The organism is Streptomyces sp. NPDC044571 (assembly GCF_040647115.1).
In the GTDB taxonomy this organism is placed as follows: Bacteria; Actinomycetota; Actinomycetes; order Streptomycetales; family Streptomycetaceae; genus Streptomyces.
In genome coordinates, this window is record NZ_JBEZBN010000007.1 from 1 (window position 1) to 12,285 (window position 12,285).

General features: G+C 73.3%; 9 protein-coding genes. 3 read left to right on the top strand and 6 right to left on the bottom strand.

Going from position 1 to position 12,285, the window contains the following annotated elements:
• Positions 1 to 263: 263 nt before the first annotated feature.
• The 3 genes from AB0B01_RS05450 to tdh all read right to left on the bottom strand — a co-directional run bounded on the left by AB0B01_RS05450 (position 264) and on the right by tdh (position 3,571).
• Positions 264 to 1,178: a LysR substrate-binding domain-containing protein gene (locus tag AB0B01_RS05450; RefSeq protein WP_361713160.1), complete on the bottom strand. Its 915-nt coding sequence runs from the start codon at positions 1,176 to 1,178 to the stop codon at positions 264 to 266.
• Between the two features lie 12 nt (positions 1,179 to 1,190).
• Positions 1,191 to 2,399 (bottom strand): glycine C-acetyltransferase, encoded by a 1,209-nt coding sequence (locus tag AB0B01_RS05455; protein ID WP_361713162.1) that lies wholly within the window; start codon positions 2,397 to 2,399, stop codon positions 1,191 to 1,193.
• Positions 2,400 to 2,542: 143 nt separating this feature from the next.
• A complete protein-coding gene (gene tdh / locus AB0B01_RS05460) occupies positions 2,543 to 3,571 on the bottom strand; it encodes an L-threonine 3-dehydrogenase (protein WP_361713164.1) in 1,029 nt (342 codons plus the stop codon).
• Between the two features lie 203 nt (positions 3,572 to 3,774).
• Between tdh and AB0B01_RS05465 the strand changes: the two genes are divergently transcribed.
• A complete protein-coding gene (locus AB0B01_RS05465) occupies positions 3,775 to 4,689 on the top strand; it encodes an alpha/beta hydrolase (RefSeq protein ID WP_361713166.1) in 915 nt (304 codons plus the stop codon).
• A gap of 36 nt (positions 4,690 to 4,725) precedes the next feature.
• On the opposite strand, the gene AB0B01_RS05470 is transcribed toward AB0B01_RS05465, so the two are convergent.
• On the bottom strand, positions 4,726 to 5,469 hold the full coding sequence (locus AB0B01_RS05470; protein ID WP_361713168.1) for a class I SAM-dependent methyltransferase: 744 nt from the start codon (positions 5,467 to 5,469) through the stop codon (positions 4,726 to 4,728).
• A 191-nt stretch (positions 5,470 to 5,660) separates the two neighbouring features.
• Here AB0B01_RS05470 and AB0B01_RS05475 point away from each other — a divergent pair, with 191 nt between their 5' ends.
• Positions 5,661 to 7,997, top strand: a complete 2,337-nt coding sequence (locus AB0B01_RS05475) for a SpoIIE family protein phosphatase (protein ID WP_361713170.1) — start codon at positions 5,661 to 5,663, stop codon at positions 7,995 to 7,997.
• Between the two features lie 278 nt (positions 7,998 to 8,275).
• On the top strand, positions 8,276 to 9,685 hold the full coding sequence (locus tag AB0B01_RS05480; RefSeq protein WP_361713172.1) for an APC family permease: 1,410 nt from the start codon (positions 8,276 to 8,278) through the stop codon (positions 9,683 to 9,685).
• A 66-nt stretch (positions 9,686 to 9,751) separates the two neighbouring features.
• Here the strand turns inward: AB0B01_RS05480 and AB0B01_RS05485 are convergent, their stop codons facing one another.
• Complete coding sequence (locus tag AB0B01_RS05485; protein ID WP_361713174.1) at positions 9,752 to 11,578, bottom strand: glycoside hydrolase family 15 protein; 1,827 nt, start codon at positions 11,576 to 11,578, stop codon at positions 9,752 to 9,754.
• A 59-nt stretch (positions 11,579 to 11,637) separates the two neighbouring features.
• Complete coding sequence (locus AB0B01_RS05490) at positions 11,638 to 12,192, bottom strand: DoxX family membrane protein (protein ID WP_361713176.1); 555 nt, start codon at positions 12,190 to 12,192, stop codon at positions 11,638 to 11,640.
• Positions 12,193 to 12,285: the final 93 nt, after the last annotated feature.

Sequence of the window (12,285 nt, forward strand, 5' to 3'; positions counted from 1 at the left end):
GGAGCGCCCTTGACGGCCCGGACCGACACGGAAGGACAGTGGACTGACGGGACGCCCCCGGACCTCCCCTGATGCCGGGTGCGGGCATCCCGCCCCCCGAAGCCCCCGCCCCGCCTTTCGCTCCCGCCCGCGGGCTCCCGCCCCCGAAGCCCCGGCCCACCCTTCGATCCCGGGTGCGGGGATTCCGGCCCCCCGAAGCCCCCACCCCGCCTACCGCCCCCGCATGCGCTGATCCCGCCACCCACCCACCCACCCCAGCCCCCTCAATGCGGCGGTAGCCGCTCTGCCTCCTGGGTCAGGGCCTTCAGGACCGGGGCGATCAGGGGGTGGGACTCCGCGCCGCGGCGGGTTGCGGCGAAGACGCGGCGGGTTGCCGGCGCTCCCGTGACCGGGCGGACCTGGACCTCCTTGAGGTCCATGCCCCGCAGGGCCGAGCGCGGCACCAGGGCCACCCCCGCCCCCGCGCCCACCAGTGCCGTCACCGCGCGGAAGTCGTCGGACGAGTGCACGAGGCGGGGCTGGAAGCCGGCCAGTTCGCAGGCCAGCATCGTCACGTCATGGCACGGGTTCCCGGGGTACTGCCCCACCCAGTCCGAGGCGGAGAAGTCCGCCAGCGCGACCTCGGGGAGGTCCGCGAGCGGGTGTCCCGAGGGCAGCACCGCGTCGAAGGGCTCCGCGTACAGCGGCAGGATCGACAGGCGGCCGTCGGCCGCGCCCGGGGCGCCGCGGTACTCCACCGCCAGCGCGAGGTCGGCTTCGCCGTCGAGCAGCAGCGGCAGGCTCTGGTCGCCCTCCGCGTCCCGCACCCGCAGCCGGATGCCCGGGCTCTCCAGGGAGAGGCGGGCGATCGCGGGAGCCAGGACCTCCGCGATGCCGGTCGCGAAGGCGGCCACCGTGACCTCGCCCGCCGAGCCTCCCGCGTACGCCGCGAGTTCCGCCTCGGCGCGCTCCAGCTGGGCCAGGACCTCGTGGGCGTGGCCGAGGAGGATCTCGCCGGCCGCGGTGAGCCGTACGCCCCTGCCGCTGCGGGTCAGCAGGGCGTGCCCGGTCTCCTGTTCCAGCGCCGCGAGCTGCTGGGATACGGCGGAGGGGGTCAGGTACAGGGCTGCGGCCGCGGCGGTCACCGTACGGTGGTCCGCCACGGCCCGCAGGATGCGCAGCCGGCGGGGGTCGATCACCCCGCCATTGTCTCAGCCCGCGGTGGAGCGGAGCGCCGCGCGGGCGTCGATGAAGGCCGCCACCGCGCGCTCGACGTCCGCCGTGGAGTGGGCGGCGGAGAGCTGGACGCGGATGCGCGCGGCGCCCATGGGCACCACCGGGTACGAGAAGCCGATCACGTACACGCCGCGCTCCAGCAGCAGCTCCGCCATCCTGGCGGCCTCGGCGGCGTCGCCGATCATCACCGGGGCGATCGCGTGGTCGCCGGGCAGGATCTCGAAGCCCGCCTCGGTCATCTTGGTGCGGAAGAGCGAGGTGTTGGCGGCGAGCTGCTCGCGCAGGTCACCGGCCGACTCCAGCAGGTCGAGGACCTTGAGCGAGGCGGCCGCGATGACCGGGGCGAGGGAGTTGGAGAAGAGGTACGGGCGCGAGCGCTGGCGCAGCAGCTCGACGATTTCGGTGCGCGCGGCGACATAGCCGCCGGAGGCGCCGCCGAGGGCCTTGCCGAGGGTGCCGGTGATGATGTCGATGCGGTCCATGACCCCGTGCAGTTCGGGGGTGCCGCGGCCGCCGGGGCCGACGAAGCCGACGGCGTGGGAGTCGTCGACCATGACCATGGCGTCGTAGCGCTCGGCCAGGTCGCAGATCTCGGGCAGCGGGGCGATGTAGCCGTCCATGGAGAAGACGCCGTCGGTGACGATGAGCTTGCGGCGGGCGCCGGCTCCGGTGGCCTCCTTGAGCTGCTGCTCCAAGTCGGCCATGTCGCGGTTGGCGTAGCGGTAGCGGCGGGCCTTCGACAGGCGGATGCCGTCGATGATGGAGGCGTGGTTGAGGGCGTCGGAGATGACGGCGTCCTCGGCTCCGAGGAGGGTCTCGAACACGCCGCCGTTGGCGTCGAAGCAGGAGGAGTAGAGGATCGTGTCCTCCTGGCCGAGGAACGAGGACAGCCGGGCTTCGAGTTCCTTGTGCACCTCCTGCGTGCCGCAGATGAAGCGGACGGAGGCCATTCCGTAGCCCCAGCGGTCCAGGGCGTCCTTGGCGGCCGCGACGACCTCGGGGTGGTCGGCCAGTCCGAGGTAGTTGTTGGCGCAGAAGTTGAGGACCTCACCGGGGGCGCCGCCCGCGGTCACGGCGACGGCTGCGCTCTGCGGGGTGCCGATGACGCGTTCGGGCTTGTGCAAGCCCGCGGCGCGGATCTCGTCGAGGGTGGCGCGGAGGTCCTCGCGGACGGTCTCGAACATGGTGCGGTGCTCGCTTTCTCCTGGTGCGGCCGGGGGCGGCCGTGCGGCCGGTGCGGCGGAGGGAGGGGGGCCGGGCCCCGCGGAGGGGGGAGGGTGGGCGGGGCCCGGCCGGAGGGAGGTGGTCTTGCGGTGGGAGGGGGCGGCTACGCCGTCCAGTCCAGGATGATCTTGCCGCTACGGGCCTTCGCGGCCTCGTCGAAGGCGGCTTCGAAGTCGCGGTGCGAGTAGCGGCCGGTGATGACCGGGCTGAGGTCGAGTCCGCCCTCCAGCAGCACCGTCATCGCGTACCAGGTCTCGAACATCTCGCGGCCGTAGATGCCCTTGATCGTGATCATCGAGGTGACGACCTTGGCCCAGTCCACCGGGAACTCCTGCGAGGGCAGGCCCAGCATGGCGATCCGGCCGCCGTGCGTCATGTTGTCGATCATGTCGCGCATGGCCTCGGCGCGGCCCGACATCTCCAGGCCGATGTCGAAGCCCTCGCGCAGGCCCAGCTGTGCCTGCGCGGCGGCGATGGAGGATTCGGCGACGTTGACCGCGAGCGTGGCGCCCGCCTTGCGGGCGATCTCCAGCCGCTCGGGGCTGACGTCGGTGATGACGACGTTGCGGGCGCCGGCGTGCCGGGCCACGGCCGCCGCCATGATGCCGATCGGGCCGGCACCGGTGATCAGCACGTCCTCGCCGACCAGCGGGAACGACAGCGCCGTGTGCACCGCGTTGCCGAAGGGGTCGAAGATCGCGGCCACGTCGAGGTCGACGGCGGTGCGGTGCACCCAGACGTTCTGCGCAGGCAGGACGACGTACTCGGCGAACGCGCCGTCGCGACCGACCCCGAGGCCGACCGTGCTGCGGCACAGGTGGCGGCGGCCGGCCAGGCAGTTGCGGCACTTGCCGCACACCAGGTGGCCCTCGCCGCTGACGAGCGCGCCGATCTCGATGTCGCGGACGTCGGCGCCGAGCGCGGCGACCTCGCCGACGAACTCGTGGCCGAGCACGAGCGGGGTCTTGACGGCGCCCTGCGCCCAGCCGTCCCAGGAGCGGATGTGCAGGTCGGTGCCGCAGATCCCGGTGCGCAGCACCTTGATGAGCACGTCGCCGGGGCCGTACTCGGGCTCCGGGACGTCCATGAGCCACAGCCCGGGTTCGGCTTTGTGCTTGACGAGTGCCTTCATGGGGTGGCTCCAGGCATGTGCAGGGGGCGCCGCGACCGTGGGTGCTGGTGCGGCGTGACGACAGGCACCAATCTGCCGAGCATCTTGGTGATCAGTCCATCGAGGATTTCTTAAGCGGGTCGACAGCCCAGCTTCACGCCTATGCTCCTCCTCGTGAGGGCCCCGGCTCAACAGCCGGGGCGGGAAATGGGGAGGTGGGGGGCGTGCCGAGTCTGCGCAGCAGGGCGCTGTCGGTCGCGCTGATCGCGGCGGGACGGCGAAGACGGTTCGCGAGTGCGGAGGCGGTGCGCTCCCGGGTGGCGGCGTCGGCGCGCCGACCCGCGTCCCATCTGCCGCCGCGCTCGCTGGGGCGGGTGGCGGAGGTCTCCCGGACGTTCGTCGGGGCCTGGCCGGTGTACGACGCCTCGCCGCGCGGGGCCGAACCGGCGGCCCAGGTGCTGTTCGTACACGGTGGCGGGTACGTCAACGAGCTGGTCCGGCTGCACTGGTCCATGATCCGGATGCTGGTCGTGCAGGCGCAGGCCCGGGTGGTCGTCCCGGCGTACATCCTGGCGCCCCGCGGTACGGCGGACCGTACGGTCCCGGTGGCGGCCGATCTGCTCAGCGGGCTGATCGAGAGCGGGCGCGACGGGGACGGCGGCACGGTGCTCGTGGGGGACTCCGCGGGTGCCGGGCTGGCGTTGGCCGCCGCGCAGCGGCTGCGCGACCGCAGCGGGGTGCAGCCGTCCCGGATCGTGCTGATCTCCCCTTGGCTGGATGTGAGCATGAGCCATCCGGACCAGGCGGCCATCGAGGCGGCCGACCCGGTGCTGGCCCGGCCCGGGCTGCGGGAAGCGGGACGGCTGTACGCGGGGACGCTGGCCGCCGACGATCCGCGGGTGAGCCCCCTGCACGGCTCGTTCGCGGGGCTTGCGCCGCTGACGGTGTTCACCGGTACCCGGGACGTGCTGACCACGGACAGCAGGGAGCTGCTGCGCCGGGCTCGCGCGGACGGGGTGGAGGTGGAGTTCCACGAGGAGGCGGGGTTGCCGCACGCGTATCCGCTGCTGCCGGTGCCGGAGGGGCGGGCGGCCCGGAAGCGGATCGTCGAGCTGATCAGGACCGCCGCCGACCGGTGAGGGCCACCGTCACGAGGGGTCCGGCGGTGCACGTCATCAGGCGGTGCAGGTCATCAGGGAGCTGACGGGCCAGGCGCGGTACGCGGTCCAGTACGCCTCGTCGCGCGTCGCGTCGGCCGGCGGGGTGCGGCTGGGCTGCCAGCCGACGGTGGTGAAGCCGGCCTCCACTGCGGCTTCGGCGAAGTCGGCGTGCGCCCATTCGCGGAACTCGAAGTCCACGGAGGGCTCGGCCAGCAACTGTGCCTTGAGCAGCGGTGCGTCCCCGTCCGGGACCCGGTCGACGATGCGCAGCCCGTACGGCGACCAGTCCACGCCCGGGTAGGCGCCGGCGTTGGGCACGATGGCCAGCAGGCGGCCGCCGTCGCGCAGGTTGGCGCGGATCCGGCGGAACATGGCGTGCAGTGCGGTCCGGTCGGGCGCGTGGTTGAACAGGTAGACGGCGGTGGCCAGGTCGAAGGGGCCCAGCTGCGGCAGTGCGGCGGCGTCGGCGACGAGGTACTCGATGGGGGCCGTGTCGCAGTCTCCGGCCCGGGTTTCGGCGCGAGCCAGGCGGATCATCTCCGGGGAGCTGTCCACACCGACGGCCCGGCGGGCTCCGCCCCGGGCCAGCAGCCGGGTGTGGTGGCCCTCCCCGCAGCCCAGGTCGAGGGTGTCGAGTCCTTTCACACCGCCGAGCGCGTCGAGCGCCCCGAGCAGGGTGTGGGTGTCGGCGGCCGAGAAGGCCGCGGTGGTCTTCGACTCCATGACGCGCTCGCCGATGCTGTCGTACTGAAAGCGCATGCTCTGCCTTCCGGGGCGGGGTGGGACGCCTGCGGGATGGGACGCCTGCGTATGGTGCCCCGGGGCGCGAGCGCGGGCAGGCGGTGCGCCGGAGCGTCCCCCGGACGAGGGAGGCGTTCGGGTCAGCGCGTACGGCGTACGGGGTCCGCCGGGACTGCCCGTCGGGGCGGGACGGACCGTCCGGCCCCGGGATGCAGCGGCTGCCGCGGAGAGCGCATGCTGACTGTGTGACGGCGAGACCGGACAGCGGCGGTCCTGTCCCCGGTGCCACGGCCGAGATCCTGGTACGTGCCACGGCAGAGGTCGTGGAGGCCGTCGGCGGGTACGCGGGCGGGGTGTACCTGCGTTCGCGCAGCGAGGGGCGGCTGCTGATCGCGGTGCTGGCCGGGCTTCCGGCGGCGCTGTTCCGGCCGTGGTGGCGGCTGCACGTGAACCGCCCCTACCCGGCGGGCGAGGCGTACCGCACGGGGCAGTCGGTGCTGCTGCCGGACGTGGAGACGGCCATGCGGCGCTTCCCGCAGTTGATGGCGGGGCTGCCGTTCCCCTTCGCCTCCCTGTACGAGCCGGTGGTCGCCGGGCCGGAGCGGTTCGGCGTGCTGTTCGTGCTGCGTCCGGCGACGCCCGGGGTCCCCGTCGGGGCGGCCGACCGGAAGCGGCTGCGCGGGGCCGCGGCCCGGCTGGCGGAACGGCTGGCGGCGCTCGCTGCGGCCGGGGAGCCGGTGGTGTGGGAGGGCGATCCGGTGGTCGTGCCCGCGGTGGGGGCCCCGGACGGGGGCGCCGGGAGCGCGGGGGCCGCCGTCGACCGCATGGTGCAGGCGGTGCTGTCGGTGGACCGGGAGGGCCGGGTCGGCTTCGCCAACACCGCCGCGAAGGCCCTGCTCGGGCCCGGCCGGCCGCAGTTGTGCGGGCGGATCCTGTGGGAGGCGCTGCCGTGGCTGGGGCATCCCGCGTACGAGGATCACTTCCGGGCCGTGCTGCTGGCGGGCGAGCCGGTGCACTTCGCGGCCCGGCGGGGGACGCCGCCGGGCGGGGAGTGGCTGTCGGTGGGGCTGTATCCGGGGCGCGGCGGGGTGACGGTGGTGATCGGTGCGGCCGGCCACCACTCCTCCGCGGGCTCCGCGCCGACACCGGCGGCGCGGGCGGAGGCGGGAGCGGGCGCCGGTCCGGATGCGGGGCCGGACGCCGGACCCGGCGCAGGGACCGCCGCAGGGCCCGCTGCCGGACCCGGCGCACGCCTCGGCGCAGGGCCGGCCCTGTCGGCCGCCGAGCAGACCTCCTCGCTCTACCGGCCGGTGGCCCTGGCCATCGCCCTGACGGAGGCGGTCACGGCCCGCCAAGTGTCGGCGGTGGTCACCGACGAGCTGCTGCCGGCTTTCGGCGGACGCCAGTTGGCGATCTATCTGCTCAGTGAGAGGCATCTGCACCTGGCGTGGGAGACCGGCTTCCCGCAGGGCTTCCTGGACCGCTTCGACGGCGTGGGGCTGGATGTCCGGCTGCCCGGCGTGGAGACCCTGACCACGGGCCGTCCCCTGTTCTTCGAGTCGATGCAGCACCTGGCCGCCGCCTACCCGGGAATCCCGCTGGACGCCCATGTCGGGGCCCGTGCCTTCCTTCCGCTGATCGCCTCGGGCCGACCGGTGGGCTCGTGCATCCTGGGCTTCGACACCCCGCGCGGTTTCAGTCCGGAGGAGCGGACGGTGCTGACGGCGCTGGCCGGGCTGATCGCGCAGGCCCTGGAGCGGGCGCAGCGCTACGACAGCGAGGCGGCGCTGGCGCGCGGGCTGCAGTCGGCGCTGCTGCCGCACCGGCTGCCGGAGTACGAGAACGTGGCGACGGTCGGCCGGTACCTGCCCGGAGCCGTGGGCATGGATGTGGGCGGCGACTGGTACGACGTCATCGACACGGGTTCGGGCCTGCTGGCGCTGGTGATCGGGGACGTGCAGGGGCACGGGGTGGCAGCCGCGGCCACGATGGGCCAGCTGCGCAGTGCGGTGCGGGCCTTCGCGCTCAGCGGGGAACCGCCGGAGCAGGTGGTCGGCGGCACCAACCGGCTGCTGATCGACCTGGATCCCGGGCAGTTCGCCAGTTGCTGCTACGTGGAGCTCGACCCGGAGTCGGGCCGGGCGCGGGCCGTACGGGCCGGGCATCCGCAGCCGCTGCTGCGCCACCCCGACGGGCGGGCGGAGGTGCTGGATCTGCCGGGCGGGGTGGTCCTGGGGATCGCCGCGGACGCGGTGTACCCGGTGACGGAGCTGCGCCTGGAGCCGGGGGCGGTGCTCGCCCTTTACACGGACGGGCTGGTGGAGACGCCGGGTGCGGACATCGACCTCGGTGTGGAGCGGTTGCGGGCGGCGCTCGCCGCGGCCCGGCCGTCGCCGCTGGCGGAGACCGCCGACCGGTTGATCGGCGGTGCGGGCAGCGGCGCGGCCCGGCCGGACGACGTGGCCCTGCTGCTGGCCTCGCGGGCGGGGACCGCGGAGCCACCGGACCGCGTGGCCGGCGGCTCAGGTGTCGCGCCGGTGTCATGACGAGCACATGTCGGCAAAGCGGAGGAAAATTTGCCGACGATCAGCTGCGGTTCCCGCACCACCTGCCGTGCAGCATTTACGCGGTCTTGACGCTACCGCCGGTACGCGGAGGCGCCCGCAGCGACGGAATCCGCAGGTAAACAACTCTTGACCTGCGGATCTCGCAGGGATTCCATGTCGGCCCGGGAGCTACCGAAACACCTTGCACACCACCGCCTCGGAGGCGATACCGCTCCCGCCCTCAGTTCACCGCATCTGCCGATCGGAACCCTGCACCGATGTCTGAAACGATCAGCGCCCCCCAGGCTCTCGCGCCCGCCACCGGGCCCGTCCCCCAGAAGCTCAAGCGTTCCATCGGCGTCGTCGGCGGCACGCTGCTCACCCTCTCGTGCGTGACGCCCGCCTCGACGCTCTTCGTCGTCGTGCCCGACCTGTTCGCCAGCCTCGGTACGTGGACCGCCCTCACCATCGCCATCGGCTCCCTGCTCTGTATCGGCGTCGCGTTCTGCTATTCGGAGCTGGGCACCCTGATCCCCAGCGCCGGCGGCGAGTACGCCATGGTGTCGACCCTGTCGGGCCGGCTGGCAGGCTGGCTGGTCTTCGTGCTCTCCCTGCTCGTGGTGATGATCGTGCCCCCCGTGATCGCCATGGGAACGGCCGACTACCTCGCGCCGATCGTGCAGATACCCGCCCCGGTCGCCGGCGGCGCCGTGATGCTGCTGGCCACCCTTGCCGGCCTGCTGGACCTGCGGGCGAACGCCTGGATCACCGGCATCTTCCTGGTGCTGGAAGTCGTCGCCGCCGCGCTGGTCGCCGTCCTCGGCTTCGCCCACGGTGAGCGGGGCACCGACGCCCTGGTGCACGGCGTGGTCCCCGGTGAGGGCGGTACGTCCTCCACCGTGACCGCGATGATGGTGGTTTCCGGGCTCGCCATCGCCCTCTTCATCACCCAGGGCTTCTCCACCGCCGTCTACCTGTCGGAGGAGCTGGAGAACCCGCGGCGCAACGTCGCCCGCACGGTGCTGGCCACGCTGGCCATCTCCACCGCCGTCATCCTGATCCCGGTCATCGCGATCACCATGGGCGCCCCGGACCTCCAGGCGCTGGCCGACGGCGACCTCGGCGGCATGGTCACCGCCTGGTCGAACTCGGCGGTCGGCACCTTCGTCAGCCTCTGCGTCGCCCTCGCGATCATCAACGCCGGCATCGTCATGGTGATCCAGAACTCCCGCGTGCTGTTCGCCTCCGCCCGTGACAAGGCCTGGCCCGAGCCGGTCAACAACGCGCTGTCGAAGCTCGGCCGCTTCGGCTCCCCGTGGGTGGCGACCCTGCTGGTCGGCGTCCCGGGTGCGGCGCTCTGCTTCGTCAACCTCGACACGCTGTACGGGGTCACCGGTGTCTCCGTGACCGGCATGTACCTGCTGGTGGCGGTGGCCGCGCTGTTCAGCCGGCGCGGGGCGCACGGCGAGACGGCCGCCTGGCGGATGCCGCTGTGGCCGGCCGTGCCGGTGGGGCTGATCGCCGTACTCGGGTACATCCTGACCCAGCAGGAGACCCAGTACCTGCTGTGGACGGGCGGGATCACCGCCGTGGCCACGCTGTACTGGGCGCTGTACCTGCGGCCGCGGCAGGACAGCCGCTGGCTGGTGAGCATTCCGGAAGAGGACGGCGAGCACGCCGCTGCCTGACGGGCGGGTGCGGGACCGGGGCCGGCGCGGGGACACCTGCGCCGGCCCCGGTCCGTGTGTCCGCCGTCAGTCCGTCCGGGCCCCGGCCTCGGCCTCGGCCTGGATCTGCTCGCACAGCCCCAGGGTGAGGGCCGTGTTCACCAGGCCGATGTGGCTGAACGCCTGCGGGAAGTTGCCGAGTTGCCGGCCCGATACGGGGTCGTACTCCTCCGCGAGCAGCCCCACGTCGTTGCGTACGGCCAGCAGGCGCGCGAACAGGGCCCGGGCCTCCTCGGGCCTGCCGGTCAGGACGAGGGCGTCGGCGAGCCAGAAGGAGCAGGCCAGGAAGGCGCCTTCGCCGCCGGGCAGGCCGTCGACCGGCGGCCCCTCGGTGCTGTAGCGGCGGACCAGGCCGCTGCTGCCCAGTTCGGCGCGGACCGCGTCGACGGTGCCGAGGACGCGGGGGTCGTCGGGCGGCAGGAAGCCGACCCTGGGGATGAGCAGGGTGGCCGCGTCCAGCTCCTCGGAGCCGTAGTACTGGGTGAAGGTGTTGCGCCGGGGGTCGTAGCCCTTCTCGCAGACGTCGCGGTGCACCTCCTTGCGCATGGTCCGCCACCGCTCCACGTCGCCCTCCAGCGAGGGGTCCCTCTCCAGGGTGCGTACGGCCCGGTCGGCGGCGACCCAGGCCATGACCTTGGAGTGGACGAAGTGGCGGCGTGGACCGCGTACTTCCCACAGGCCCTCGTCGGGCCGCTGCCAGTTGCGCTCAAGGAAATCGAGGAGCGCGAGCTGGATCCGCCAGGAGTGCTTTTCCGCGGGCAGCCCGGAGGACCGGGCGAGGTGCAGTGCGTCGAGGACTTCCCCGTACACGTCGAGCTGGAGTTGGTTGACGGCGGCGTTGCCGATGCGCACGGGCGCGGACCCGGCATAGCCGCGCAGCCAGGGCACCTCGAACTCGGGGATGCGCCGCTCGCCGGCGATGCCGTACATGATCTGCAGGTCGGCGGGGTCGCCGGCGATGGCGCGGAGCAGCCATTCGCGCCAGGCGCGGGCCTCCTCCAGGAAGCCGGTCGCGAGGAGGGAGGCGAGGGTGAGGGTGGAGTCGCGCAGCCAGCAGTAGCGGTAGTCCCAGTTGCGGACGCCGCCGATCTCCTCGGGGAGGGAGGTGGTGGACGCGGCGGCGATCCCGCCGGTGGGTGCGTAGGTGAGGGCCTTGAGGGTGATCAGGGAGCGGGTGACGGCCTCGCGGTAGGGGCCCTCGTAGGTGCACTGGGCGGCCCAGTCGTGCCAGTCGGCGAGGCAGTGTTCCAGGGCCTCGTACGGTTCGACGGGCTCGGGGCGCGGTTCGTGGGAGGGGTGCCAGGTGAGGACGAAGGCGACGCGCTGCCCGGGGGTGACGGTGAACTCGGAGCGGGTGCTGTTGTCTTCGCCCCAGGTGTGCACGTGCGGCTCACTGCGGAACCAGACGGAGTCGGGTCCTGCGATCGCGACCCGCTCGCCGTCGCGGCGGCGGACCCAGGGGACGACGTTCCCGTAGTCGAAGCGCAGGCGCAGGGTGCTGCGCACGGTGACCTCGCCGGAGATTCCTTCGACGATCCGCATCACGTCGGGGGCGGCGTGGCGTTGCGGCATGAAGTCGGTGACCTTGAACGCGCCGCCGTCCGGGGTCTCCCAGTACGACTCCAGGACCAGCGAGTCGTCGACGTAGGCCCGGCGGGTGCACCGCTCGCCCTCGGCTGCCCCGGCGGGGGCGATGCGCCAGTGGCCGTTCTCCTCGTCGCCGAGGAGCGCGGCGAAACAGGCCGCCGAGTCGAAGCGCGGCAGGCACAGCCAGTCGATGGACCCGTCGCGGCCGACGAGCCCGCTCGTCATGAGGTCGCCGATCAGTGCGTAGTCTTCGATGGGTTGTGTCATTTGTGCGATCTTCCCCCGAATGCCCGGGGCCAATCAGCGCGCCCCGGGCCGGGCTGCCGCTAGTTGCGCACGAGGAGCAGCGCGCCCGCGATGACGACGCCGAGGGTGACGGCGAGGGCTCCGTGGGCCAGGCGGTGGGCGCGCAGGACGGGCAGGAGGCGGTCGACGGCGTAGCGGCCGGGGCCGGTGAGGGCGAGGGCCGCGGCGCCGGCGGTCAGGAGGAGTTCGTACTCGATGCCGTGCGGGGCGAAGAACGAGCCGGCTCCGTGGACGGCGATCGCGTTGATCATGGTGCCGAGGACGGCGGCGCCGGCGAGCGGGGTGAGCAGGCCGACGGCGAGTCCGAGGCCGCCCAGGGTCTCGGTCAGTCCGGCGAGGACGGCCATGGCGCCTCCGGCCGGGTAGCCGCTGGCGGTGAAGAACTGGCCGGTGCCCTCGACGCCCCCGCCGCCGAACCAGCCGAAGAGCTTCTGGCTGCCGTGGGCGGCCATGGTGAGGCCGAGGACGAGGCGCAGCAGGAGGAGGCCGACGTCGTGGGCGGGGGTGGAGAGGGCGAGCGGTACGGCCGGTGCGGCGGCCTGCGGCTTCGCCGTGGTGACGGAGGGGCTGGTCATGGGGGGTCCTTCCCGGTCGGGTCGTCCGGTGGTGCACGGTCGTCGGGTGGTTCGGTCTCGGGTAGTTCAAATTCGAACTCCCGGCTTCCGACC